Genomic DNA, 25,778 nt, shown 5'->3' with positions numbered 1-25,778 from the left:
GTCGCTCTCCGTCGTTTCGCTATGACGCGGTTCCTAGAGGCAAAGCGCCGCATACGACAAGCGCAACCGTGATGATCGGCGTGGCAGTTGTGGTGAGCGGCGCGGATGGCTATTTGCGGGCGATGAACGAAATCACCCCGATCGCTCACCCGGCCGCCCAACCCGAGGGCCGCCAGCGCAAGCCCGACTGGATTCGCGTGAAAGCGCCGATGGGCGCGGCCTTCAACGAGACCAAGGGGCTGATGCGCCGCCTCAATCTCGCGACGGTGTGCGAGGAAGCGGCCTGCCCGAATATCGGCGAGTGCTGGACCAAGAAGCACGCGACGGTGATGATCCTGGGCGACACCTGCACCCGCGCCTGCGCGTTCTGCAACGTCAAGACCGGCATGCCGCGCGCCGTGGATGCGCTCGAGCCGCAGCACACCGCCGATGCCGCCGCCGAGCTCGGGCTCGAGCATATCGTCATCACATCGGTCGATCGTGACGATCTGCCCGATGGTGGCGCGTCGCAGTTCGTCAAGGTGATCGAGGCGCTGCGCCGCACGACGCCCAGCACGACGATCGAGATCCTCACGCCGGATTTCCGCAACAAGGCGCAGGCGGCGATCGAGTCGATCGTTGCCGCGCGGCCCGACGTGTACAACCACAATCTCGAGACCGTGCCCCGGCTCTATCCGACGATCCGGCCGGGCGCGCGCTACTATGCGTCACTGCGGCTGCTGGAGAGCGTCAAACGGCACGATCCGTCGATCTTCACCAAGTCGGGCGTGATGCTCGGGCTGGGCGAGGAGCGGCTCGAGGTGCATCAGGTGATGGACGACATGCGCTCCGCCGACATCGATTTCCTCACGATGGGCCAATATCTCCAGCCCACGCCGCGCCACGCCAAGGTGCAGGATTTCGTCACGCCCAAGGCGTTCGACGCGTATGCCGCGATCGCGCGCGCGAAGGGCTTCCTGCTGGTGGCATCCTCGCCCCTGACCCGGTCGAGCTACCATGCGGGGGACGATTTCGCCCGGCTGCGCGCCGCGCGGGAGGCGAAGCTGGCGACGGTGCGGGTGTGAGCCTGTCCGCCCTATACGTCACCCCAGCGCAAGCTGGGGTCTTTTGCGGCAAAGGCGCGCACCATCACCGGGAGACCCCAGCTTGCGCTGGGGTGACGGGATTCGGCGAAGCGATGACCCGTGCCTAAGCACCACGAAACCCGCCGCTTGCCCTACACGCCCGAGCAGATGTTCGATCTGGTCGCCGATGTCGCGCGTTACCCCGAGTTCCTGCCGTGGGTCTCGGCGATCCGCATCCGCTCGGATAGCGAGGCCCAGATGGTCGCAGACATGATCGTCGGCTTCAAGGGGCTGCGCGAGACCTTCACGTCCAAGGTCGACAAGCAGCGGCCCGAGCGGGTCCACGTCGATTACCTCGACGGCCCGCTCAAATATCTGCGCAACGACTGGGTGTTCCGGCCCGACGGCACCGGCTGCGCGGTCGATTTCACGGTCGACTTCGCGTTCAAGAACCGCGTTTTCGAAATGCTCGCCGGTCAGGTGTTCGGCGTCGCGCTGCGCAAGATGATCGGCGCGTTCGAGGAGCGCGCGGCGGCGCTTTATGGTTCGCCTTCGGGTTCGCCCACGGACGGCATCAACAAGTCGAGCGCGCATAACGCCGCCTGAAGCCGGATGCCGCCGCGTCCGATCTCGCCGAAATCCTTGCGATCCGCGACGACATGGCTCGGATCGGCGCCACGTTCCGCGCGCGCGAACACGACCGTGCCAACCGGCTTCTTCTCGGTGCCGCCGCCCGGGCCGGCAACGCCCGTGATCGCTACCGCTACATCCGCGCCGCTGGCTTCGAGCGCGCCCTGCGCCATGCTCCACGCCGTCGCGATCGAGACCGCGCCGAACGTGTCGATCACGTCGGGGCTGACGTTGAGTGTATCGACCTTGGCATCGTTCGAATAGGTGACGTAGCCGCGTTCGAACATTTCCGACGACCCCGGGATTTCGGTGATCGCGGCGGCGACCAGCCCGCCAGTGCAACTTTCGGCGACGCAGACGGTACGGCCGGCGGCGAGATTGGCATCCACCACCTTTTGCGCGGCGGCGACAAGCTCTTCGGGCAGGAGAGTGAGCATCGTCACTGCGCTCCAAACGGACAAACGGGGATGGCGGCGGGCTTGGTGCCGTTCTTGCGGTCGGTCGCGGCGATCTGCATCGCGGCCACGATCGCGGCGACGGCGTTCTTGGGTGGCAGCGGCGCGATCATCGTGAGGAAGCGGTTGGCCGGCCCGCAATCGGCGGGCGTGACCTGTTGCGCCACGATCGGGCCGGCGAGCGACACCAGCATCAGGCGGGCGAGATCGTTGTCGAGCATCGGCGCCGCATCGGACGGGAGGATCTTCGCGAGCGCGCGGCGCGTGTTCGGCCAGTTGGCGTCGGCCAGGGTGCGATAGCTGTCACCGAACGCCCGGCCGGGGCTGCGCAACAGCGCCCCGGCGGGAAGCTGGGCCGCGCAGGTATGGCTGACCTCTTCGAGCGCATCGGGGATGACGGTGATGAGCAGCGACTCGGCCTCGGGCGCGGTCAGGCACGCGCGCGCCTGGAGCGGCTGCGCCGCCGCCTGGCCGGTGAGCGCGCACGCCGCCAGGGCGACAGCCAGCGTTCTGAGAGTTTTCATCGCGTGCCGATCCTGATCGTTGCCACCGCTTGCGCGGCGATGCCTTCGCCCCGCCCGGTGAAGCCGAGTCGTTCGGTGGTGGTCGCCTTGACGCTGATTTGGCCCGGTTCGAGCCGCAACAGCTCGGCGATGCGCGCGCGCATGCCGGCGCGGTGCGGGCCGATCTTGGGGGCTTCGCAGATGACCGTGAGATCGATGAAGTCGATGATCCCGCCTTGGGCTGCGATCAGCGCGGCGGCGTGCTGGAGGAATTGTGCGGAGTTGGCGCCGCGCCACTGCGGATCGCTCGGCGGGAAATGCATGCCGATGTCGCCGTCGGCGATCGTGCCGAGCAACGCGTCGGTAATCGCGTGGAGCGCGACATCGGCGTCGCTATGCCCGGACAGCCCCTTGTCGTGCGGGATGAGCAGCCCGCCGAGCCACAATTCCTCGCCTTCGACGAGTCGGTGGACGTCATAGCCCAGGGCGGTCCGCACGCGGAGCGTCGCCGCATGGCGGGCCTCGGCGGCGGCGAAATCGGCCGGGTGGGTGATCTTTTCGAGCATCGAATCGCCTTGGACGATGGAGACAATGTGGCCGGAGCGGGCGACCATCTGCGCGTCGTCGGTCGCGTCCTCCCCCGCGGGCCAGGCGCGGTGCGCGGCGAGCACCTCGGCGAAGCGGAACGCCTGCGGGGTTTGCACACGGTGGAGGCGGTCGCGCGAAACCGGCGTGCCGTCCTCGCGCACCAGCGTATCCGTGACCGGCAGGGCGGGAAGAGCGCCTGCCTCGGCATCGAGCGCTGCGATCAGCCGGTCGATCACCGTCGCCGGCAGGAAGGGGCGGGCGGCGTCGTGGATCAGCACGCGATCGGGCGCTTCGTCCGCGAAAGCTTCGAGACCATTTCGAACCGATTCGCGCCGCGTCGCGCCGCCAATGATGAAGCGCGCGTCGCCGAGCGTCTCGGCAAGCATCGTTTCCTGTCCCGCGCCGATCACCACCAGCACCGCGTCGATGCCGGGATGCGCGGCGAGCGCGGCGTAGCTGTGCACCAGCATCGGCTTGCCGGCGAGCGGAGCGAACTGTTTGGGGAGCGCGCTGCCGCTGCGCAGGCCCTGGCCGGCGGCAACGATGATCGCGACGGTACGAGTGGACGACATGGCCTCAGCGCCTAGCCCATGCCGCACCCGCCCGCCAGCCTTGCCGCACACGACGCGCTCGCCTATAGGCTGCCTGTTTTTCAGGCAGACGTTTAGTGACCCCGCGCACCCTCGCTCCCATCCAGATCGGACCCGTGACGATCGACCAGCCGGTGATCCTGGCGCCGATGACCGGCGTTTCGGACATGCCGTTCCGCACGATCGTACGCCGTTACGGCTCGGGGCTTAACGTCACCGAGATGGTGGCGAGTCAGGCGGCGATCCGGGAGACACGCCAGTCGCTTCAGAAAGCGGCGTGGCATCCGATCGAAGATCCGGTGTCGATGCAACTCGTCGGCTGTACGCCGTATGAGATGGGCGAGGCGGCCAAGCTCTCGGAGGATCGCGGCGCGGCGATCATCGACATCAACATGGGCTGCCCGGTGCGCAAGGTGACGAACGGCGATGCCGGATCGGCGCTGATGCGGGATCTCACGCTCGCCGCCGCGATCGTCAAAGGCGTGGTCGATGCGGTGAAGGTGCCGGTCACGCTCAAGATGCGGATGGGCTGGGACCATTCGAGCCTCAATGCGCCCGAACTCGCGCGCATCGCCGAGGATCTCGGCGTGAAGATGATCACCGTTCACGGCCGCACCCGCAACCAGATGTACAAGGGCAGCGCCGACTGGGGCTTCATCCGCCGCGTCAAGGATGCGGTCAGCGTGCCGGTGATCGCCAACGGCGACATCTGTTCGATCGAGGACGCCGAGGCGGCGCTGGAACAATCGGGCGCGGACGGCGTGATGATCGGGCGCGGATCTTACGGACGGCCGTGGCTGCTCGGGCAGGTGATGGAGTGGTTCCGTTCCGGGCGGCGCGTTCCCGATCCTACGCTCGACGAACAATATTGCCTGATCGCAGAGCATTACGAGGCGATGCTCGAACACTACGGTAACGAAACCGGCGTCAACATGATGCGCAAGCATATCGGTTGGTACACGCGCGGGCTGCACGGTTCGGCCGAGTTCCGCAACAAGACCAACCAGATCGCCGACGCAAAGCAGGTCAAGGCGATGCTCGCGGAGTTCTACGCGCCGTACCGGAGCCGCGCGGCGGCGTGACCGACACCTCCGGGCCGGGCTTCGCCGAGCTGTTCGCGACGCTGCCGGTGGCGGTGATGGTGCTCGATCCCGATGCGCGCATCACCTACGCCAACGCCGAGTGCGAGACGCTGCTAAACCTCTCCGAACGGGCGATGCGCGGGCAGACGCTCGACGCGGTGATCGTCGCGCCGCGCGCGCCGAGCGGCCGCGACGAGCGGCAGTTCGCGGCGTTCGACACCGAGATCGAGGTCCGGCGCGGCGGCGGGCGCGTGCGGGTCGATTATATCGAGGCGCGCGTAACCGACCGGCCCGGCTGGCGCACGGTGACGCTGCACCACGCCGCCGCCTCGCGCCGGATGGGCCATTCGGTCGATCGCGCGTCGGCGGCCCGCGCCGCGATCGGCGCGGCGGCGATGCTCGCGCATGAGATCAAGAATCCGCTGTCGGGCATCCGTGGCGCCGCGCAACTGCTGGCCGGGCCGAAGACCGACACCACGCTCACCACGCTCATCACCACCGAGGTCGATCGCATCGCCGCGCTGATCGACCGGATGCAGGATTTCACCGACACCCGCCCGCTCAACATCCAGCCATCGAACATCTACCCGCTGCTCGATCATGCCCGCCGCGTCGCCCTCGCCGGGTTCGGGCGCACGGTGACGATCGAGGAGCGGTTCGATCCGTCGTTGCCGCCGGTGCTGGTCGATCCCGACGCGCTGCTCCAGGTGGTGCTCAATCTGCTCAAGAACGGCTGCGAGGCGCTCACCACGGTGGCCAACCCGCGTATCCTGCTCTCGACCGCCTATCGGCACGGCATGGCGGTCAGCCCGTCGCCGGGCCGTCCGCGCCAGCCGCTGCCGATCGAGGTGTGCGTGATCGACAACGGCCCCGGCGCGCCGGAGGAGATCGCCGACCATTTGTTCGATCCCTTCGTCTCGGGCAAGCCCGAAGGGCAGGGGCTTGGCCTGTCGCTGGTCGACAAGCTGGTGCGCGATATGGGCGGTATCGTCCAATATGCGCGCGAAGGCTCCCCGCTCAGCACCGTGTTTCGTATCCTGCTTCCCAGAGGTTCCGCGTGACCAGAGCCGGCAACATCCTCGTCGTCGATGATGACGGCGCGATCCGCACCGTGATCGTGCAGGCGCTGCAACGCGACGGCCACCGCCTCACCACGGCCGCGACGCTTGCGGAGGCGGAGATGCGGCTGGCGGCCGGGCTGCCCGATGTGCTCATCACCGATGTCGTGCTGCCCGACGGCAACGGTCTCGACATGGTCGAGCGGCTCGTCGCCGAACATCCGGGCCTGCCGGTGGTCGTGCTGTCGGCGCAGAACACGCTCACCACCGCCGTGCGCTCGACCGAGGTCGGCGCGTTCGATTACCTCCCCAAGCCGTTCGATCTCGATACGCTCGCCGCGGCCGTGCAAAGCGCGCTCGCGCGCGGCTCGGGCGGCGTGGCCGAACCGATCGGCGAGGAGGACCGCGCGCTGCCGCTGATCGGCCGCTCGCCGGCGATGCAGGACGTGTACCGGGTGATCGCCCGCGTCGTCTCGAACGATCTCACCGTGCTGATCTCGGGCGAATCGGGCACCGGCAAGGAACTGGTCGCGCGCGCGATCCATGATCTCGGGCCGCGCCGCAGGGCGCCGTTCATCGCGATCAACATGGCGGCGATCCCCCGCGAGTTGATCGAGGCGGAGCTGTTCGGGCATGAACGCGGTGCCTTCACCGGCGCGCAAGCGCGCTCGGCCGGACGGTTCGAGCAGGCGGCGGGCGGCACGCTGTTCCTCGACGAGATCGGCGACATGCCGATGGAGGCGCAGACCCGGCTGCTGCGCGTACTGCAATCGGGTGAGTTCACCACCGTCGGCGGCGCGCGGACGATCAAGGCCGATGTCCGCATCGTCGCCGCGACCAACCGCGATCTCGCGGTTCTGGTCGCGACCGGCCAGTTCCGCGAGGATCTGTTCTACCGGCTCAACGTCGTGCCGGTGACGTTGCCCGCCTTGCGCGCGCGGCGGCAGGACATCGCGCTGCTCGCGCGGCATTTCCTCGATCGCGCCGCCGAGAGCGGGTTGCCGCGCAAGCAGCTCGATCCGCAGGCGATCGCGGTGCTGGAAAGTCATGACTGGCCCGGCAACGTCCGTGAGCTCGAAAATATGATGCGCCGCATGGCGGTGCTCAGCCGCGATGACACCATTGGCGCGGGTGAGGTGCGCGTGCTGCTCGGTGGTTCCTATTCCGCGAACCCGCCGACCGAGGTCGATCCCGGCATCGCGGCGGCGATCCGCGCGCGGCTCGAGCGGCTCGCGATCGAGGAGCCGACCGCGCTCGACGACGGATCGCTGTACGACCGGATCATCGGCGAGGTCGAACGCCCGCTGATCGAGGCGCTGCTGGAGCGCCACGGCAACAACCAGCTTCGCGCGGCGCGGGCGCTCGGGATCAACCGCAACACGTTGCGCAAGCGGCTCGATACGCTCGGCATCGGCGGCTGACGCAGCGGTCGCAAGGGATCGGGCGGTCGGCTCCGTCTATGTTCAGATTCGGCCCGATACAGCCGGTCCGAACCTGACGGGAGATATGACATGCTGTTACGAATCGGGGTGTTTTCGAGTCTGGCGCTCGCCGTGGTCGCGGGCGGCGCGCCCGCTGTGGCGAGCGTCGATCGCTCGCCACCGCCGGGCGGGGTGTACCGGCTCAAGCCGGGCATCTACGTTCAGAAGGGCGTGGCTTGCGAATCCGCGCCCAATGCGGCGATCCGGCAATATGACGGCCGGGGTATCAGCGATGCGCATTCGCGCGCGTGCCGCGCGCGGGTGCTCGCGCGCAAGGGCGATCGGTATTCGGTCAGCCAGTCGTGCATCGATGCCGGTGCCGGTCCGGCGCCGCGCGTCAGCCAGCGGCAGACCGTCACCGTGCCGGACGCGCTGACGTTCACGATGCAGACGCGCGGGCCGGGCACGACCTATCGCTACTGCCCCGCCTATATGCTTCCGGCCGGGCTGAGGGGGGCGGCGAAGTGAAGGCCGTCATGAAGGCCGCCCTGGCCTGTGCCGCGCTGCCGGCGCTCGGGGCCTGTGCGACCGTTTCGCCGGAAGTGACTCCCGCGCCCGCCGCTGGCGCGCCAACGATCGCGATCTCGGTGGGGCCGTGCTTCGGCTTCTGCCCGGTCTATGACGTGAAGGTCGCGGCCGATGGTGCGGTCGCGTTCACGGGCACGCGCCATACCGCCGTGCTCGGCACGCGCGAGCGCCGCGTCACGCCGCACGTCTATCGTGCGCTGGCGGCCGATCTCGCGCCGTTTCGGCCCGCTGACGGCAGCACGGCGGCCGTGCCCTGCGCCGTCACGATCAGCGACATGCCGACATATACGATCACCTGGACCGGGCCGGCGGGTCAACAGACCGTCGCGACGCATCGTGGCGGCTGCCGCGAAGGCGAGGGCCGCGATCTCGACATCGTGCTGCGCGCGCTGCCGCAGCGCCTCGGCATCGAGGAATGGATGCGTCAGACCACTCGGCCGGGAGTTTCGCGCGGATGAAAAGAACGCTTCCCACGTTCGTGATCGCCCCCGCGCTGCTCGCGGCATGCGCACCGGTCGCGCATGGCGATTCCCCCGCGCCGCGCCAGTGTCGCTCGGAGGCGGCGGCGAGCCTCGTCGGCCATATCGCGCCCGATGACGCGCAGGTGCGGCGGCGCACCGGCGCGAGCACGATCCGGCGAATCGCGCCAGGCGACATGGTCACGCAGGATTTCCGGCCGGATCGCGTCACGCTCACCATCGCCCCGGATGGCAAGGTGGTCGACGCCCGTTGCGGATAAGGTGGCCGAGGAGCGATATCGGATGCCGCGCGTTCGCCCCGTTCAACAATGGAGAGCGCAATGTCCAAGACCTTGGCCGGATTCACGATCACACGCTCGGGCGAAGAGTATCTGATTTCGATGGAAGACGAGGACGGCGAGAAGACCGAGTTCGTCGCGAGCTACGAACAGCTCGACCTGATCGTCGAGGCCATTGAGGAACAACTCGACGGCGATGAGGAAGACGCGCTCGGCGTCGATGACGAGGCCGAGCCCGCCTGACGGATCGGCGGCCTGCGCGGAGGTTCCGGGCAGGCCGTCAACCGGCCTTAGGCGATGATCCGCACCGGTACGCTCTTGCCCGCTGGCGTCTTCGATTCCGCGTCGTGCCAGGACAGCGGCACCAGCGGATTCATCTCGGGATAATAGGCGCCGAGGCATCCGCGCGGCAGCAGGAAGCTGGTGACCTTCAACCCGCCGACCTGCCGATCGACGCCATCGTCCGCGTCGCTCGCGAGGCCGACGATCTGCCCTTCGGACAGCCCCGCCGCCGCAATGTCCTCCGGGTTCATCAGCAGCACCTCGCGCGTGCCTTCGATCCCGCGCAGCCGGTCGGAATAGCCGTAGATGGTGGTGTTGAACTGGTCGTTGGACCGCAGCGTCATCAGCCGCCATCGACCCGCCTTGTCCTCCACGCCCCAGGAATTGAGCTTCTTGGGCACGGTGAAATCGGCCTTGCCGCTCTTCGTCTTCCAGACCCGTTCGCGCGCCGAATTGCCGCGATAGAAGCCGCCGGGCGTGAACACGCGCTGGTTGAAGTCGTGGAATTGCTCGGGATAGGTTTCCTCGATCGCGTCGCGGACCTTGGCATAGTCGCCGACCCATGCGTCCCACGGCACCTTGGGATTGGGCGGGAGCGTCGCCTTCGCGATGCCGGCGACGATCGCCAGTTCGGATTTGAGATCGGGCGAAGACGGCGTCGCCTTGCCGATCGAGCCGTGGATGCAGGAGAGGCTATCCTCCATCGTCACGGCCTGCGGGCCGCTCGCCTGAAGGTCTTCCTCCGATCGGCCGAGGCAGGGGAGCAGATACGCCACCTCGCCGTTGACGAGATGGCTGCGGTTGAGCTTGGTCGCGATCTGGACGGTGAGCCGCAGCTTCGTCCAGGCGGTCTCCATGATTTCGCGCTCGGGGATCGCGCGGATAAAGTTGCCGCCGAGCCCGATGAACGCCTTCACCTCGCCCGAGACGATCTTTTCGCAGGCATCGACCGTCGTCAGGCCCTTATCGCGCGGCGGCTCGAAGCCATATTGCTCCGCGAGCTTGTCGAGCGGAACGAGTTCGGGCTTTTCGGTGATGCCGACGGTGCGCTGCCCCTGCACGTTGGAATGGCCGCGCACCGGCGACACACCCGTTCCGTCGCGCCCGATATTGCCCTTCAACAAGAACAGATTGACGAGTTGCTTGATGTTGTCGCTGCCGTAGACGTGCTGGGTCAGGCCCATGCCGTACATCGCGATCGAGCGCTTGGCGCCGATATAGATGTCCGCCGCCGCTTCGATGTCGGCGCGCGCCAGGCCGCTTTCCGCCTCTATCGCCGCCCACTCCGTCGCCTCGACATGCGCTTTCAGCGTTTCGAACCCGTCGGTATGCTGCGCGATGAAATCCACGTCGAGCACGTGGCGCCGCTCCGCCGCCCACAGCGCCGCCTCCTTGGCCAGTACGTGTTTCATCATGCCGGTGATCGCGGCGATGTCGCCGCCGGTCTTGACCTGGAGATAGAGCGTCGAGATCTTCGTCTCGGCCGGGGTCAGCATCTCCTTGGGGCTTTGCGGGTTCTTGAAGACCTCCAGACCCTTTTCGCGGATCGGGTTGAACGTCACGATCTTGCAGCCGCGCTTGACCGCCTCCTGCAACGGATGGAGCAGGCGCGGGGAGTTGGTGCCTGGATTTTGCCCGAAGAAGAAGATCGCATCGCACAGTTCGAAATCGCTGAGCACGCAGGTGCCGACCGGCGCCCCGGTCACGTCCTTGAGCGCGACCGAGGTGGTTTCGTGGCACATGTTGGAGCTGTCGGGCAGGTTGTTATGGCCGTATAGCCGCGCGAACAACGCGTAGAGATAGCTCGTCTCGAGGCTCGCGCGGCCCGATGCGTAGAAGACGGCGGCGCCGGGATCGATCGCCTTCAGTTCCGCGCCGATCGCGGCGAATGCTTCGTCCCAGTCGCACGGGACGTATTTATCGCTCGCGCGGTCATAGCGCAGCGGATGGGTGAGCCGCCCCGTCTGCTCCAGATCGTGATCCGTCCAGGTCTTGAGGTCGGAGACGTTATGCTGGGCGAAGAACTCGGGCGTGCACCGCCGGCTGGTCAGTTCCCACAGCGTCGCCTTCGCGCCATTCTCGCAGAACTCGAATGTGTGCGGCACCTTGGGTTTGCCCCACGCGCACGATACGCACATGAAGCCGCCAGCTTTGTTCTGCCGCCTGAGCGTGTCGAGCGCGACGGGCCGGGCGCGTTCGCGCAGCGCCGTCTCTACGATGCCGCGCACCGATCCCCAGCCACCCTCGGCGCCGTCGTAATGGACGGTCTGGTCTTCTTCCATGAAACGCGTCCTTCGCACGTCGCCGCTGCAACAGCAGCGAACAACGCTTTGGAATCGGCGCGGGTTCCTGAACCGGTGAACCCTGCCCGCACGAGGAATCGAACCCCGGACATCCACTTTACAAGGGTGGCGCTCTACCAACTGAGCTATACGGGCAGGCCCCCGCCTATAGCGGCGGTGTTCGCCCGCGCCAAGCCGGTCGGTGCCGATCCGGCCGATTTGCGCGCTGACGCCGGTGCTCAGGCCCAGCGCTCAGCCGATGTCGGCGAGGAAGCGCATGATCGCGGCGAGCGCGTCGGGTTCGTCAAGCATCGGCGCGTGGCCGACATCGCGGACCATCTCGAGCCGCGCGTTCGGCTTGCCGGCGACCATCGCCTCGGCCGCATCCTGATCGAGCAGATCGGATCGCGCGCCGCGCAGCACCAGAATCGGCCGGTCGCTGGCGAGCGCCTCCCACCGCTGCTGCGGATCGGCGCCTGCGGGCGCCGATTTGAACGGCACGGCGATGCCCGGATCGTAATCGGCGATCACCACGCCGTCCGATTCGCGGAACATCCGCTCGGCCATCTCCCGCCAGTCCCGCGCGGTATAGTGCGGAAGCGCATCTTCGTTGAGCTGGCGGACCTGTGCGGCGGCATCGTCCCAGGTCGCGAACGCCTGCGCGGCGCCCGCGTAACCGGCGATCCGCGCGAGCCCGTGCAGGGACAGCTTCGGCCCCACATCATTGACGACCGCCGCGTGGATGAGTCCCGCCGCGCGAGCCGCGACTTCCATCGTGATCAACCCGCCCATCGACGTGCCGATGAAGATCGCGCGGCCGATTCCGATCGCCTGTGCCAGCCGTTCGACATCCTCGGCATAGGCCGGCAGCACATAGCGCTCGGGCGCGCCGCGCTCCGATCCGCCGCGCCCGCGCACGTCGAGCGCGAGGACGCGGTGGCCCAGCTCGGCGAGGCGCGGCGCGAGCGCGCCGAAATCCTTGGCGTTGCGGGTCAGACCGTGGAGGCACAGGATCGGGAGGCGGGCAGGGCCGCTCGCCGCCGGATAGTCGCGCGCATGCAGACGCAGCCCGTCCGAAGCTTGCCAATACAGGTCGCGATAGCCGCTCATGCGCCGCGTCCTTTCGGCGCGAGGCCGTTGGCGATCAGGTCTCCCGTCACCGCCGTCACCTCTTCGACGGCGAGTTCGTCGCTCCAGACACCGAAGCGCAGGCCGAGGAAGACGTTCATCCCCATCAGCGCCCAGGCGCGGATCTCCGCTGATCCGGGGCTGATCTCGCCGCGTTCGGCGGCGGCCTCGAGCCGCCGCGTGATCCGGTCGGCGGTACGCATGTAATGCGCCCGGTAACCGGCCGGATCGACGAACTCGGACTCGTCGATGATGCGGTAGATTTCCTTGTGCGCCCGAGCGAAATCGAGAAACGCCGCTTGGCCCGCGATCTCGACCGCGATCCCGTCGTTGATGCCGGACAGGCGCGGCGCGACGAAGTCGCGGACTTGCGTGGTGAGGTCGCGCACCAATTCGGTGAACAGCGCCTCCTTCGAATCGAAATAGGTGTAGAAACTGCCGATCGCCACCCCGGCGCGCGCGGTGATGCGGCTGATCGCGGCCTCGTGAAAGCCCTTCTCGCCGAATTCCTCGGCGGCCGCGTCAAGCAGCAGGCGCAGCGTGCGCTGGCCGCGCGCCGTTTTGGGCGTCTTGATGCCGTCTCTTCTCGTCACGGCCACCGCCTTAGCATCCTCCGCCGCCAGCACCATCGCTCCCTCGATTCTTTCGAATGCGTAATTTTTCGTATTTGAAACCTGGTTCAGGTTTCACTATAAGCAAGCGTAACGAAGCGCAAGCGGTTCGCTCATGCGCTCGATCAGGAGGAGAGGATATGCGACTGATGGCTTCATCAATGCGTGCGCTTTTTGCGGCTGGCGTCAGCCTGGTGGCACTTGCGCCCTCCGCGATGGCGCAGACCGCGCCGCCCGCCAGCGACACGCCCCCGCAGACCGTCGATTCTGGCAATGGGCAGGATATCGTCGTCACGGCGCGCCGGCGCGAGGAGACGCTGTTGGCCGTGCCCGTCGCGGTGACCGCGTTGAGCGGCGACAAACTCGCCAAATCGGGCGCGGTCGACCTCACCGACATCCAGACGCTCACGCCCAATACGACCTTCAAGGCCGCGCGCGGCACCAATTCGACGCTTGCTGCCTTCATTCGCGGCGTCGGCCAGCAGGATCCCGTGCCGGGGTTCGAGGCGGGCATCGGCATCTATCTCGACGATGTCTATCTCAACCGCCCGCAGGCGGCGGTGCTCGACATTTATGATGTCGATCGCATCGAGGTGCTGCGCGGGCCGCAGGGCACTTTGTATGGCCGCAACACGATCGGCGGCGCGGTCAAATACGTGACCAAGCGCCTGCCCGACACGCTCTCCGCCAGCCTGCGTGGCACCTACGGCTCCTATAACGAAGCGGACGGGGTCATCAGCCTGTCGACTCCGATCGGCGATCTGCTCAAGGTCGGCGTCACCGGCGCACGGCTGAGCCACGACGGGTTCGGGCGCAACCTCAATCTCGGCATCGACAATTACAACAAGGATATCTGGGCCGGGCGCGGCACCGTCGAGTTCGAGACGCCCGACAAGCGCCTGTTCGTGCGGATCACCGGCGATTACACCGACGACAAATCGCTCGCGCGCAACGGGCATCGGCTCATCCCCGGCCTGCTCTCCGGCGCGCCCGTGCTCACCGACGTCTATGATACGCGCGCCGGCCTCTCCAATCCGCGCAACAGCGTGAAGGGCGGCGGCATCTCGATGTCGATTTCGGCGGACCTCACCGATCACCTCACGCTACGCTCGATCAGCGCGTATCGCGGCGACGTGAGCTACACGCCGATCGACTTCGATTCGCTCCCCGCCGTCGATGTCGATGTTCCCGCGATCTACCGCAACGATCAGACCAGTCAGGAATTCCAGCTCCTCTACAAGAGCGACAAGCTGAACGGCCTGGTCGGCTATTATTATCTTGGCGCCAAGGCTTCGACCGGCTTCGACGTGCTGCTTTATACGACCGGCGGCGCGGCGCTGCCGGGGCTCGACGCTTATACCAAGGGCGACGTGCGTACCGAGACGCATTCGGTGTTCGGCGATTTCACCTATGATTTCACGCCGCAACTGAGCCTGTCGGTGGGCGGCCGCTACACGTGGGACGAGCGCAAATCGCAGGTGTTCAAGGCCAATTATCTCGGCGGCCCGACCAGCGAGTTCGGCGGCAATCCCGTTCTGTTCGGTTTGCCCTCAACCGATTTTCGCGGTCGCGCGAATTTCCAGAAGTTCACGCCGCGCGCCTCGCTCAGCTACAAGATCACGCCCGATCACATGATCTACGCGTCCTATTCCGAAGGCTTCAAGGGCGGCGGCTTCGATCCGCGCGGCACCGGCGCGAATGCGCCGATCAGCAACCCGGCCGCCGGGCGCACCTATCAGGACATCTATAATTTCCTGCTGTTCAAGCCGGAAACGGTGAAGAGCTACGAGATCGGCTGGAAAGGCGCGCTGTTCGACCATCGGCTGACCTTCGCGGCCGACGGCTTCTACGCCGATTATGCCGACGTGCAGGTGCCGGGGTCGTCGGGCTGCGTAGTGGGTGGCGTGCAGACCTTCTGCGGCATCACGACCAACGCCGCCAAGGCGACGATCAAGGGCGCCGAGTTCGAGGGCAACGCCACGCTCGCGCGCGGTTTTGCCGGGCAGGGATCGACGATCACGTTCGCCACGACGGTCGGCTATATCGACGCCAAATACGATCGCTTCATCGCGGGCACGCCGCCGACCGACGTGTCGCAATATCGCGTCTTCCAGAACACGCCGAAATGGTCGGTGAGCGGCACGCTCGGTGCGACGCTGCCGGTGGCGAGCGGATCGCTGAACGGATCGACGACGGTATCGTACCGCAGCCTGACCCACCAATTCGAGACCGCCAGCCCCTTCCTCGACCAGCCGGCCTACACGCTGGTCGATGCCAATCTGGTGTATAGCTTCGGCAAGGGCCGCTATTCGATCGGCGTGCATGGCAAGAATCTGACCGGAGAGACCTACAAGATCGGCGGCTATCAATATATCAACGTCAACGTGGCAGGCACTCCGATCCGTACGCCGGCCGGCGGCTATACCCCGACGCTGGGCAAAGAGGGGATCGCGACCGCCTTCTACGGCAACCCCCGGCAGGTGCTGGCGACCGTGACCGCCAAATTCTGATGGCGGGCGAGCATGACCCGATGCCAGTACGCTCCGGTTCGCGGCCGGGGATCGTGCTCGCCATGCTGTTGCTGGTGTACAGCTTCAATTTCCTCGATCGCCAGATCGTCAGTATCCTCGCTGCACCGATCAAGGCGGAGTTCGCGCTCAGCGACAAGCAACTCGGGTTGCTCGGCGGGCTGGCCTTCGCGATCCTCTATTCGACGATGGGCATCCCGCTCGGGCTGCTCGCCGATCGCACGCGGCGCACCTGGGTCATCACGGGCTCGCTGGCGCTGTGGAGCGGGTTCACCGCCTTGTGCGGCGCCGCGGGCAGCTTCGGGCAATTGCTCGCGTTCCGGGTCGGCGTCGGCGTCGGCGAGGCGGGCGGCGTCGCGCCCTCCTATGCGCTGATCGGCGATGTCTTCCCCGCGCGGCGGCGGGCGCGGGCGCTCGCCATCTATTCGCTCGGCATTCCGATCGGATCGGCGCTCGGCGTGCTGTTCGGCGGCTATGTCGCGGCGCTGGTGAGCTGGCGTGCGGCGTTCCTGTGGGTGGGGCTGGCGGGGCTCGTCGTCGCGCCGGTCTTCGCGCTCGTCGTCAAGGAACCGGTGAGACGCGTGCCTGCCGGCGAACGGGTAAGGGTCGGCGCGGTGTTCGCGTTGCTCGCGGCCAAGCCGAGTTTCTGGCTGCTCTCCTGCGGCGCCGCGTCGAGCTCGATGGTCGGCTATGGTCTGGCGTTCTGGCTGCCGTCGCTGTTGCGCCGCTCGTTCGATCTCGATCTGCCGGCGACCGGGCGCTTTTTCGCGGGGCTGCTGCTGATCGGCGGTACGATCGGCATGTTCGGCGGCGGCTGGCTGGCGGATCGGCTTGGCGGGCGCGACAAGGGCGCCTATGCGCGGGTGCCGGCGATCGCCTATCTGATCGCGGTGCCGTTGTTCGTGGCCGGCGTGTTGAGCCGTTCGCCGGGCATTGCCTTCGCGCTGTTCCTGATTCCGCAGGGGCTGGCCTATGTCTGGCTCGGCCCGATCCTGACGGCGGTCCAGCACCTCGTCCCGCCGCCAATGCGCGCGACCGCCTCGGCGAGCTTCCTCACGATCAACAATCTGATCGGCGTGGGGTTCGGCACGCTCGCGATCGGCGCGCTGTCCGACGCGCTCACGCCGAGCCTCGGCAACGAGGCGTTGCGCTGGGCGGTGATCGCCTCGCTCGGCTTCTATGCACTGGCGGGTGTGCTGATGCTGATCGCGTCGCGCTATCTCACGCGCGACTGGGTCGAGGCGGACTGACCCGTCAGCCCATACCAAAGTGTGTTTGCGTCCCGGCGGCTTAGGCGGCACAGCTACAGCGGAAGCCGGCTTCCGCCGGTACGTGGAACCGACATGGAAGACTTCAGCGACTCCCCCGAGACCGAGCGGCCCGTCACCGGCGTCGAACATTATGATGGCCCGGCGGGCGGCTGGGGCGCGCTGAAGGCGGTGGCGGTCGCGGTGCGCGACCAGATGGGCGCGTCCACCGACACGCGCGCGCTGCTCCAGATGAACCAGCCCGACGGATTCGATTGTCCGGGCTGCGCCTGGCCGGACCCGAAGAAAACCTCGTCGTTCGAGTTCTGCGAAAATGGCGCCAAGGCGGTGACGTGGGAGGCGACCGCCAAACGCGTCGATCCCGATTTCTTTGCGCGCCACACCGCGACCGAGTTGTTCGGCTGGACCGATCATGCGCTGGAGGATGCCGGCCGCCTCACGCATCCGCTGCGATACGACGCGGCGACCGATCATTTCGTGCCGATCGCGTGGGACGAGGCGTTCGCCCGGATCGGCGCGGGATTGCAGGCGCTCGCCGATCCCAATCAGGCGGAATTCTACACATCCGGCCGCGCCTCCAACGAGGCGGCTTTCCTGTTCCAGTTGCTCGCGCGCGCTTACGGGACCAACAATTTCCCCGATTGCTCGAACATGTGCCACGAAGCGACCAGCGTCGGGCTGCCGCAGTCGATCGGGGTCGGCAAGGGCACGGTGACGCTCGACGATTTCGATCTCGCCGACGCGATCTTCTGCATCGGGCACAATCCCGGCACCAACCATCCGCGCATGCTCTCGACGCTGAGCGCGGCGGCGCGGCGCGGCGTGCCGATCGTCGTCGCCAACCCGCTGCGCGAACGCGGTCTGGAGCGGTTCAAATCGCCGCAGCATCCGAGCGAGATGCTGAGCACCTATGCGACCCCGCTCGCCTCGGAATATCATCAGGTCCGCGTCGGCGGCGACGGCGCGATGCTCAAGGGCATGATGAAGGCGCTGTTCGAGGCCGACGCCGCCGACCTCGCGGCGGGCGGGGCGGGGCTGCTCGACCGCGCCTTCATCGCCGAACATACCGTCGGGCTGGATGCGCTGCGTGCCGATATCGATGCCACCGGCTGGGACGAGATCGTCGCCCGATCGGGGCTGGAGCGCGCTGCGATCGAGCGCATGGCGCGCACCTATTGGCAGGCCGAGCGCGTCATCCTGTGTTACGGCATGGGCATCACCCAGCATGCCAACGGCACCGCCAATGTCCAGCAACTCGCCAACCTGCTGCTGCTGCGCGGCAATATCGGCAAGCCCGGCGCCGGTATCTGCCCGCTGCGTGGCCATTCCAACGTGCAAGGCGACCGCACCGTCGGCATCACCGAGATTCCGTCGGAGGCGATGCTGGCACGGCTTGACGCGCGCTTCGGCATCACCTCGCCGCGCGCGCACGGCCACAATGCGGTCGAGGCGTTGGCGGCGATGCGCGACGGGCGCGCCAAGGCGCTCATCGCGCTCGGCGGCAATCTGGCGGTGGCGATGCCCGACCCGGAGACGAGCTTCGCCGCGTTCCGCAAGCTCGATCTGTCGGTGACCATCGTCACCAAGTTCAACCGCACCTGCCTGCTCACCGCGCGCGAGACGATCGTGCTGCCATGCCTCGGGCGAACCGAGCACGACCAACAGGCGAGCGGATCGCAATGGGTGACGGTCGAGGATTCGATGTCGATGGTCCACGCCTCACGCGGGCGATTGAAGCCCGCCGCGCCCGATCTGCGCTCGGAGCCGGCGATCATCGCGGAGATCGCCAAGGCCGCGCTGCCCGGCGTGGCGATCGACTGGGACGCTCTGGTCGGTGATTACGATCGCATCCGCGACGCGATCGAGGCGGTGTTCCCGGACTTCCGCGATTTCAACGTTCGCGTGCGCCACAAAGGCGGCTTCCGCCTGACCGTGGACGCTTCGAACCGCATATGGGACACCGCCGACGGCAAGGCGCATTTCCTGACCCATCCGCTCGCCGGCGCAAGCGGGGAGGCTGGGGCGCTGTTGCTCACCACGATCCGCAGCCACGATCAGTACAACACCACCGTTTACGGGCTGAACGATCGCTATCGTGGCATCACCGGGCGGCGCGACGTCGTGTTCGCCAATGCGGAAGACCTCGCTGAACTCGGCCTGGCGCATGGCGATGTCGTGGATATCGAGGCGGGGCCGGGGCGGCGGCTGGAGGGCTATACCGTCGTCGCGTACGCGATCGCGCGCGGCTCGCTCGCGGCCTATTATCCGGAGGCGAACTGCCTCGTGCCGCTGGAGGATCACGATCCCCACAGCGGCACGCCTTCGTACAAGTCGGTGCGGGTGACGATGCGCGCCGCTTAGGCGGTGGCGATCGGCCGCAGCCCCAGCCACCGCGCCACGCCCGGCATCCACCGCCGCACGATCGCCTCGACGACGATCACGGCGATCAGCGTGAGGCCGAACATCGGCAGGTATAGCGCCAGCGCCACGATCGCGATCACCAGGCCGGCGCCGAACGCGGGTCGCGGCGGCGCGGCCGGCGCGCCGAGGCCGACCCGCCGCCGGCGCCACCACATCACCACGCCCGAAACGGCGAGCAGGACGAGCAGCAGCGCGGTCGCGGTACCAAGGATCTGGTTGACGATCCCGAACAGCGCGCCTTCGTGCGCGGCGACACCATAGCCGATTACGCGATCGATCCAGTGGCGCTCAGCGAAATCGACGCGGCTCCGCACGGTGCCGGTCGCGCCGTCGATCTTCAGGTCGCTGCGCAGCGGCCGATCGGCGGCATCCGAGGCGACCGACCAGGGCGCTCCGGCGCGTGCCGGCGGCGAGATCAGCGCCGGCGGCGCGATCGCGAGCGGGCGTGTCGTGGCGATCACGCGGGCGAGTTCGCCCGCCCGCATCGGCGCCGAGGCCATCGTCATGGCACCGTGACCGGCGTGATCGCCCGACATCGCATCGGCGGGCGGCTTGCCGCCGATCGACCAGTCGACCGGCCCGCGCGCGGTGCCGGTGAGGTGCCGGACCTCGGCGAGATAGCTGCCCCATCCTTTTGCCCAGGGCAGACCGGTCAGGATCAGGCCGAGCGCGAACAGCGACACCCAGATACCCGCGACCGCGTGCAGATCGCGCCAGAACGGCCGTCCATTGGCGCGCAAACGCGGATACAGCACTCCGGCAAGCCCCGACCGCCCGCGCGGCCACCACAGGTACAGGCCGGTCAGCAGCATCACGATCGCCCAGCACGCGGCGATCTCGACCAGATAGCTGCCGAACGCGCCGGCGAGCAGCTCGCCGTGGAGGTGGAACACCATACGGAGCGGCCGGCGCTCCTCGGTCACGACGTTCAGCACCGCGAGCGACCGGGGATCGAGATAGACGCGCGTGTCCGCGTGGTTCCGGGTGACGAGGATTTGCACGGCGGCGTTGTCACGCTCCGGCACCACATATTTGTGGAGTGTCGCCCCGGGAACCGCGCGGACGGCAGCAGCGACCTGCGCCTCGGCCGACGCGCGCGGCCCGGTGGTGGTAAGATGCGCGTAAGGCCGGTCGAGCCACGCCTCGATCTGCGGCCTCCACAGATAGATCGTGCCGGTCAGCGCCAGCCAGATCACGAACGGCACGCAGAACAGGCCCGCATAGAAATGCCAGCGCCAGACGGTGCCGTAACGCAGGCTCGGCATGGGAATATGGGCCATCAGAACCGTCCTTTCAGACCGACATAGACGGTGCGCGGCTGCCCGGCGTAGAGCGCGCCTGTCGTATTCATGAGTACCCTGGCCGGGTTCTGCCGCCCCGCCGCGTCGAGGCTGTCCGAGATGATCGAGGCGGAGCCTATATAGGTCTTGTCGGTGAGGTTCTGCACCGAGGCGTAGAAGGACAGCCGCGACCACCAGCCTTCGCCCGCCGGCGGATCGTAATGCAGGTTGAGGTTGAGCAGCGTATAGGCGGGGATGCTCAGCAGATTGGCATTGTCGATGAAGTAGCGCGAGCGATACGTCACCTCCGCGAACCCGCCCAAGCCGGCGAGCGCGCCGTGCGGAGCATCATAGCCGACACGGGCGTTGATGAAGTTCGGGATCACGCCGGGAATGCGCTTGTCGGCGCGGTCGAACGCCGCCGACACCGCGCCCGAGGTCAGCCGCTCGACATAACGGGTGTAGCGCTGGTCATTGTAGCTGTAATTCGCCTGCACATAGCCACCCGGCAACGCGGCGGCCAGCGGCGTCCAGCGCATCGCCACTTCGACGCCCCGATGGATCGAGCGGGGCACATTGGTGGTGAACGACAGCAGATTGACGCCCGCCGACTGGCTGACCTGTTCGTTGCGGAACCACTCGTGATAGCCGGTCAGTTCGGCGGTCAGCGTGTCGGCCAGCTTCACCTCCGCGCCGAGATCGACACCGAGATTGGTCTGCGTCTTGAGATCGGTATTGTTGCCCGCCACGCCAGCGGTGGTGACGAACAACTGTCCCGATTGCGGGATACCGTAAGCCGTGCCGATCCGCGCGTGCAGCTTCAGCGCCGGGTCGGCTCGCCAGACCAGCGCCGCTTCGGGCGCGACATTGTCGAAGTCGCGCAGCGCGGGGATGTAGGCCAGCGTTGGGCCGGCTCCCAAGGGATAGGTGTACGCGGTCTGCCGCATGTCGATCCGCGAATGCTCGTAGCCGATGCCGAGGATCAGTTGCAGATTGGAGGTGATGCCAAGTTCTTCGCGCGCGCGCGCGCCCATGTTGCGCACGCCGCCGAACACCGTCTGCGTCGGCGCGCCGATGCCGTTGCGGCCGGCGGGCGTCTTGTTGAACGAATAATTCTGCGCATCGAGGTAATTGTAGAAGACGCCGATGAAGCTGACCGCGTCCATGCCGGCGAGGCGGCTCTTCGCGGTCACGTCGGAACTGACGTTGTAGCTGTTGAGCGTGCCCCGAAACGGCGTCGCGCTGGTCGGCTGGAAGACGACGCGGCTGTCGAAGGTCGCCTGCGTCCGCCAGGTCGTACCGGCGGAGACATCGTGCTCATACCGCGCGCCGACGATCGTGCGGCGGTCGTTGCGGGCAAGGTCGCCCTCGGCGGCGGTCTGCGCGATCCGCGCGCCGTTGACGCCGTTCACCAGCACCGAGATCGTCCCGCAGCCGGGCGCGGCGGTCGCCGCCCGGTCGCAGCCCTGCTGATACGGGTTGGCGAGATACTGATTGTACGACAGCCGCGTCGAGAGCCGGAACTCGCCCTCGTTATAGATCACCTTGCCCGTGATGCGGTCGCGGTCGGACAGGGCGAGCGTCGCGAGCGCGTTGATCGTGCCGGTTTCGTAGCCGGTGTGTCCGGTCGCGCCGTCCGCGCGCGCGAAGCTGCCGAACACGCTATAGTCGAAACCGTGCCCGGCATGGCCGAGCGTCGCATAGGCGTTGAGATAGCCGAAGCTGCCGCCGTCGATCCCCGCCTCGATCCCTTGCAGGTCGCGGCCGCTGCGCGTGCGGAAGTTGATCGCCCCCTCCACCGCGTAATTGCCGTAGCGCGCCGAGGATGGCCCGCGCACGACATCGACCGCGCCATAGGCGTGCGGGTCGGTGAGGTCGAAGCGGGCGAGGCCGTCGGGCTGGGTGACGGGAAAATCATCCTCGAACACCTGGATGTTGCGCGCGCCGAAGCTGTTGCGTGCGTTCGATCCCCGGATCGACACGCCGACATCGCGCGGGCCGTTGCCCCCGATCACGGTGACGCCGGGGGAGAGCCTGACGATATCGGCGATCGTCGTCGCGGGGGTGTTGCGGAAATCGGCGTTGGCGATGGTCGTGTCGGTCTGGCCGGCGACCCTGGTGGTGAGCGTCAGCGCGTTGCCCATGACCACGATGTCACGCGTTTCCACCGGCGCGCTCGACGGGGCGGGCGGGGCGGGGGGCGCCGCGTCGATCTGGCGCAGCTCGGCGTCGATCGCGTCGCGTTGCCGCAGCAATTCGGCGCGACGCGCGTCTGGAGGGGATTGGGCGGAGGCCGTCGACGCGGCGAGCACGGCGATCGACGCCGCGCAAGGCAGGAAAAGGCGCACAGTGACTCCTGTTGGCGCGAGTGCAGCAAGGATGGAGGCGCGGCATCCGCCGCGCCGTCGGCACACGCCGCGCCGGTCAGGCGCGCGCGAAGAGGCCGATCATCACAGGCGCGACGGTGGTCCGCGCAACGGTGGTCTCAGATAGACGCGCGCCCCGACCGGCTTCTGGCTGACGTGCCGGAATACGACCGCGATCACGAACGCGATCGCCGCCGCGAGCAGGACCGGATCGGCCGCCGCCAGCGATGCGGCGTTCAACCCGGCGAAGGCGCACGGCTGTTCGGCGGTTTGACCGTCCTTCTTGCTGTCATGGTCGGCGTGATGCGCCATGCCCGGCATCGCCATCGGCATGGCCATGGGCGCGGCATGGCTCGGAGTCATGCCCGAGCACAGGACGAGGCCGATCGACCGCCCGGACGCATCGAGCATATAGCCGCTCGGCACGAGCAGCTTGAGCAGCAGCGCGAGCGTCAGCAGCCACGCGGCCAACGCCGGATGCTGCCTCAGATGATCGCGGAACCTCTGCACGCTCAAGCCTCTATGCGTCCCGCTGGGCGCTGTCACGGCGGCAAAACGTCCATGCCCTCCGCGTGGCGTCATTCCCAGGTGATGACCAGGCGGCCGTTCGCCGGCACACGGTAATCGATCCGGTCGGGCGAGGATGCGTGCGCGCGCACCGTGTCGCCGCCGATGGTGGCGACTCGGCTCTTGGTCAGCGTCCGCCGTTTGCGGCGCACGAGGCTCAGCGCGGCGGTACAGGTCTCGCCGCCGTCAAGCGTCAGCGTCAGCGCCCGATCCCCGGTGCGTTCGATCGCGCGGAGCAGATGGTCGCAGAACAGCAGGAACGGCGCATCCTCGACATGCGTGAACGCGCGCGTGGCGAAGATGAACGCGGCGCCCGCGCCATAGACTTCCTGGCCGACCTGGCCCGCCAATTGCCCGTCGGGATACAGATCCTCGAGCGGGAACGACAGCTTGGGGTCGATATGGCCATTGCCCGCGCGCTGCTCGGGCGAGATCGCCTCGGGCGGCAGAACGTCGGGATAATAATACCACGCCCGGTCGAGCGCATGTTTGCAATATTCGGCGATCAGCATCCGCACCGCCGGATCGAGTTCCGGCCCGCTGTCGTCGAGATAGCGCTCGAACGCGGCGAACGACTCGAAGCATTCGTAGATCGCCATATACGGCGCGTCCTGCAGGCAGGTCACGCCCAGGAAATTGCGGTAATGCACCGCCAGTTCGAGCTGGCTTTCCCAAATCTCGCAATTCTGGAAGAAGCTGCCGAGATAGACGTAGCTCTGCTCCAGATAGATCGGCGCGTTGGTGATCCGCCACATCCGCATGCACGCGGTCGCGCCCCAGGCGGTGAGGTTCGCCTGATAATTGATGTTGAAGCGAAGCCCCATCGCGGCGTCGAGCGCCGCACGCGCTTCGTCGAGGAAGCGCTTGTCGTCGGTGAGCTGGAACGCCTGGAGCATCACCCAGGCATAGACCCCGCCCACGTCGGTCTGGCCGCGACCGTCGGCGTCCGCCACATCGGTGATGACCGAGAAGTCGGTCAGGTCATACTGGACCGGCCACCGATAGTCGAAATGCCGCGCCGCCTTGATCGCATAGTCGATCGAATCGAGGAACAGCGTGCGCGCGTGATCGTCGCCGTCGAGCGCGAGATTGCTCAGGTTGAGCAGCGGGTGATAGAGATACCAGCTATCGACCGCATCGGCGTTCTTGTCCTTGCCGACGTTGGGCAGATACCGCCTGAGCGTCCGCAATTTCGGGTCGTAGAATTTGTCGAGCGCCGCTTGAAACGCTCGCTTGAGCGGAACGTCTTCGCCGGTCCACTTGCTCCAGTCGTGCAGCGCGGAGACGATCGACATCTGCACCATCACATCGGGATATTCGGCCCCGGTGTAGGGATGGATATAGCGGTGGCCGTAGTGCCGGATCGTCGCCGCCGGCGCTTCATCGAGATCGCGAAGCGTCTTCTCCGCGCGGCCGACCCAGTCGCGATAGTCGGTCCCCGGCAGCGCGAGCTGTTTGTACGCCACCCCGAGCATTTGCAGGAACCGGCGTGCGGATTCGCGCTCGTGCGGGGCAGCATCGTGGCGGAACACCAGGATCGCGTCGGACATCGTCACCCGTTTGCCGGCGGGCAGCGCGTCGATCGGCGGGGTGCCGCTTTGCGCGGGGGTGGGCGGCAGATAGCCGAGCTCGGGCCACACCCCGCCGACCGCGCTGTCCGGGGCGGTCTTGGTCGCGCGATAATACGGGTTCATCGCGGTCAGGTTCTGGAAATACAACACGCTGCCGAACGCGGGATCGTCGATGTGAAAATACACCACGCCGACGTTCAGCCCGCGTTGCCCCGCCTCGACCTGACCCACCGCGCCGAGCGGATCGTCGACGTGGTCGAGCGGGTACAGATCACGCGGCATGAATGGGACGAGGATCGGCGTGCTGGGCGTGAGTTCGGCGGTGATCCGCAGCGACTGGAGCGCATCGTCGTGCGTCCGGAAGGACACGACATGCTCGCCGAGCGCGCTGTTCAGCCGCAGCTTGACGATCTCACCGTCGTCCGCCCGCACCTGCGAACATTCGAAAGGGCCGCTTGGATAGGCGGCGCGTATCGCCAGCCCGCCGGCATTCGGGCGGCGCACGAGCGCCCATAGCGAGTCCTGCCCGACGCGTAGCTCGACGCGGAGCGCGCCGATGTCGAATTCGGCGACGGTTCGCATGGTGCCGTCACGAAGCGCGTGTCGCAACGCCAGCACATAGGGGCTGGCGCCGACGGTCTCCTGTGATCGGGCACGGGTCGCCACGAATGTCCTCCTCGCCTCGGCACTGCCGCCGCTGGCGCGGCGGAAAGACAATCCCGAAGCCTGCGCGCGGGT

General features: G+C 67.3%; 22 protein-coding genes and 1 tRNA gene. 12 read left to right on the top strand and 11 right to left on the bottom strand.

What is annotated here, in order from left to right; all coding sequences use genetic code 11:
• Nucleotides 1-122 precede the first annotated feature (122 nt).
• Nucleotides 123-1,064, top strand: coding sequence for a lipoyl synthase (lipA, locus tag BLS81_RS00975; RefSeq protein ID WP_093221648.1), 942 nt, complete (start codon nucleotides 123-125; stop codon nucleotides 1,062-1,064).
• 120 nt (nucleotides 1,065-1,184) lie between these two features.
• A complete protein-coding gene (locus BLS81_RS00970) occupies nucleotides 1,185-1,670 on the top strand; it encodes a type II toxin-antitoxin system RatA family toxin (protein WP_093219597.1) in 486 nt (161 codons plus the stop codon).
• Here the strand turns inward: BLS81_RS00970 and BLS81_RS00965 are convergent.
• The 3 genes from BLS81_RS00965 to BLS81_RS00955 are packed head-to-tail and all read right to left on the bottom strand — an operon-like array spanning nucleotide 1,604 to nucleotide 3,812.
• The gene (locus BLS81_RS00965) at nucleotides 1,604-2,131 is read right to left on the bottom strand and encodes a CinA family protein (RefSeq protein WP_093219595.1); all 528 of its coding nucleotides are present in this window, start codon (nucleotides 2,129-2,131) and stop codon (nucleotides 1,604-1,606) included. The genes BLS81_RS00970 and BLS81_RS00965 overlap by 67 nt on opposite strands.
• A 2-nt stretch (nucleotides 2,132-2,133) precedes the next feature.
• Nucleotides 2,134-2,673: a hypothetical protein gene (locus BLS81_RS00960; protein ID WP_093219593.1), complete on the bottom strand. Its 540-nt coding sequence runs from the start codon at nucleotides 2,671-2,673 to the stop codon at nucleotides 2,134-2,136.
• Entirely contained in the window at nucleotides 2,670-3,812 is a 1,143-nt protein-coding gene (locus tag BLS81_RS00955) for a bifunctional 2-C-methyl-D-erythritol 4-phosphate cytidylyltransferase/2-C-methyl-D-erythritol 2,4-cyclodiphosphate synthase (RefSeq protein WP_093219590.1), read from the bottom strand. The genes BLS81_RS00960 and BLS81_RS00955 overlap by 4 nt, the downstream gene beginning before the upstream one ends.
• Before the next feature lie 95 nt (nucleotides 3,813-3,907).
• On the opposite strand from BLS81_RS00955, the gene dusB reads away from it, so the two are divergent.
• From dusB to BLS81_RS00920, 7 genes are all read left to right on the top strand, one after another.
• The gene (gene dusB, locus BLS81_RS00950; protein WP_176786973.1) at nucleotides 3,908-4,912 is read left to right on the top strand and encodes a tRNA dihydrouridine synthase DusB; all 1,005 of its coding nucleotides are present in this window, start codon (nucleotides 3,908-3,910) and stop codon (nucleotides 4,910-4,912) included.
• On the top strand, nucleotides 4,909-5,973 hold the full coding sequence (locus BLS81_RS00945; protein ID WP_256326013.1) for a two-component system sensor histidine kinase NtrB: 1,065 nt from the start codon (nucleotides 4,909-4,911) through the stop codon (nucleotides 5,971-5,973). The genes dusB and BLS81_RS00945 overlap by 4 nt, the downstream gene beginning before the upstream one ends.
• Nucleotides 5,970-7,391, top strand: a complete 1,422-nt coding sequence (gene ntrC, locus BLS81_RS00940) for a nitrogen regulation protein NR(I) (protein WP_093219588.1) — start codon at nucleotides 5,970-5,972, stop codon at nucleotides 7,389-7,391. The genes BLS81_RS00945 and ntrC overlap by 4 nt, the downstream gene beginning before the upstream one ends.
• A gap of 90 nt (nucleotides 7,392-7,481) precedes the next feature.
• A complete protein-coding gene (locus tag BLS81_RS00935) occupies nucleotides 7,482-7,919 on the top strand; it encodes a hypothetical protein (protein WP_093219584.1) in 438 nt (145 codons plus the stop codon).
• Between the two features lie 8 nt (nucleotides 7,920-7,927).
• Entirely contained in the window at nucleotides 7,928-8,437 is a 510-nt protein-coding gene (locus BLS81_RS00930) for a DUF6438 domain-containing protein (protein ID WP_143023263.1), read from the top strand.
• Entirely contained in the window at nucleotides 8,434-8,718 is a 285-nt protein-coding gene (locus tag BLS81_RS00925) for an I78 family peptidase inhibitor (protein ID WP_176786972.1), read from the top strand. The genes BLS81_RS00930 and BLS81_RS00925 overlap by 4 nt, the downstream gene beginning before the upstream one ends.
• A gap of 60 nt (nucleotides 8,719-8,778) precedes the next feature.
• Nucleotides 8,779-8,979 carry a hypothetical protein gene (locus tag BLS81_RS00920; protein WP_093221641.1) on the top strand — a complete coding sequence of 67 codons (201 nt, stop codon included), beginning with the start codon at nucleotides 8,779-8,781 and terminating at the stop codon, nucleotides 8,977-8,979.
• A gap of 47 nt (nucleotides 8,980-9,026) precedes the next feature.
• On the opposite strand, the gene BLS81_RS00915 is transcribed toward BLS81_RS00920, so the two are convergent.
• The 4 genes from BLS81_RS00915 to BLS81_RS00900 all read right to left on the bottom strand — a co-directional run bounded on the left by BLS81_RS00915 (nucleotide 9,027) and on the right by BLS81_RS00900 (nucleotide 13,057).
• A complete protein-coding gene (locus BLS81_RS00915; protein WP_093219576.1) occupies nucleotides 9,027-11,300 on the bottom strand; it encodes an FdhF/YdeP family oxidoreductase in 2,274 nt (757 codons plus the stop codon).
• Between the two features lie 83 nt (nucleotides 11,301-11,383).
• Nucleotides 11,384-11,456 (bottom strand) — tRNA-Thr (locus BLS81_RS00910).
• Nucleotides 11,457-11,552: 96 nt separating this feature from the next.
• Nucleotides 11,553-12,410 carry an alpha/beta fold hydrolase gene (locus tag BLS81_RS00905; protein ID WP_093219574.1) on the bottom strand — a complete coding sequence of 286 codons (858 nt, stop codon included), beginning with the start codon at nucleotides 12,408-12,410 and terminating at the stop codon, nucleotides 11,553-11,555.
• Nucleotides 12,407-13,057, bottom strand: coding sequence for a TetR/AcrR family transcriptional regulator (locus BLS81_RS00900; protein ID WP_093219571.1), 651 nt, complete (start codon nucleotides 13,055-13,057; stop codon nucleotides 12,407-12,409). Before BLS81_RS00900 ends, BLS81_RS00905 begins: the two co-directional genes overlap by 4 nt.
• A 143-nt stretch (nucleotides 13,058-13,200) precedes the next feature.
• Here BLS81_RS00900 and BLS81_RS00895 point away from each other — a divergent pair, with 143 nt between their 5' ends.
• The 3 genes from BLS81_RS00895 (at nucleotide 13,201) to BLS81_RS00885 (ending at nucleotide 19,196) form a co-directional block, all read left to right on the top strand.
• Entirely contained in the window at nucleotides 13,201-15,549 is a 2,349-nt protein-coding gene (locus BLS81_RS00895) for a TonB-dependent receptor (RefSeq protein ID WP_371128235.1), read from the top strand.
• A 20-nt stretch (nucleotides 15,550-15,569) separates the two neighbouring features.
• Entirely contained in the window at nucleotides 15,570-16,817 is a 1,248-nt protein-coding gene (locus BLS81_RS00890) for a spinster family MFS transporter (protein WP_093221638.1), read from the top strand.
• Between the two features lie 93 nt (nucleotides 16,818-16,910).
• Nucleotides 16,911-19,196 (top strand): FdhF/YdeP family oxidoreductase, encoded by a 2,286-nt coding sequence (locus tag BLS81_RS00885; protein WP_093219567.1) that lies wholly within the window; start codon nucleotides 16,911-16,913, stop codon nucleotides 19,194-19,196.
• On the opposite strand, the gene BLS81_RS00880 is transcribed toward BLS81_RS00885, so the two are convergent.
• From BLS81_RS00880 to BLS81_RS00865, 4 genes are all read right to left on the bottom strand, one after another.
• Nucleotides 19,193-20,536: a PepSY-associated TM helix domain-containing protein gene (locus BLS81_RS00880; RefSeq protein WP_256326012.1), complete on the bottom strand. Its 1,344-nt coding sequence runs from the start codon at nucleotides 20,534-20,536 to the stop codon at nucleotides 19,193-19,195. The genes BLS81_RS00885 and BLS81_RS00880 overlap by 4 nt on opposite strands.
• The gene (locus tag BLS81_RS00875) at nucleotides 20,536-22,884 is read right to left on the bottom strand and encodes a TonB-dependent receptor family protein (protein WP_093219562.1); all 2,349 of its coding nucleotides are present in this window, start codon (nucleotides 22,882-22,884) and stop codon (nucleotides 20,536-20,538) included. The genes BLS81_RS00880 and BLS81_RS00875 overlap by 1 nt, the downstream gene beginning before the upstream one ends.
• Nucleotides 22,885-22,986: 102 nt before the next feature.
• Entirely contained in the window at nucleotides 22,987-23,412 is a 426-nt protein-coding gene (locus tag BLS81_RS00870; RefSeq protein WP_093221636.1) for a DUF2946 family protein, read from the bottom strand.
• A 68-nt stretch (nucleotides 23,413-23,480) separates the two neighbouring features.
• Nucleotides 23,481-25,706 carry a hypothetical protein gene (locus BLS81_RS00865; protein ID WP_093219560.1) on the bottom strand — a complete coding sequence of 742 codons (2,226 nt, stop codon included), beginning with the start codon at nucleotides 25,704-25,706 and terminating at the stop codon, nucleotides 23,481-23,483.
• Nucleotides 25,707-25,778 lie beyond the last annotated feature (72 nt).

The sequence above is a fragment of the Sphingomonas sp. NFR15 genome, from assembly GCF_900103265.1.
Classification (GTDB): domain Bacteria; phylum Pseudomonadota; class Alphaproteobacteria; order Sphingomonadales; family Sphingomonadaceae; genus Sphingomonas; species Sphingomonas pollutisoli.
The sequence above is the reverse complement of the archived record's forward strand: the minus strand, read 5'-3'. Positions and strand labels throughout refer to the sequence as shown.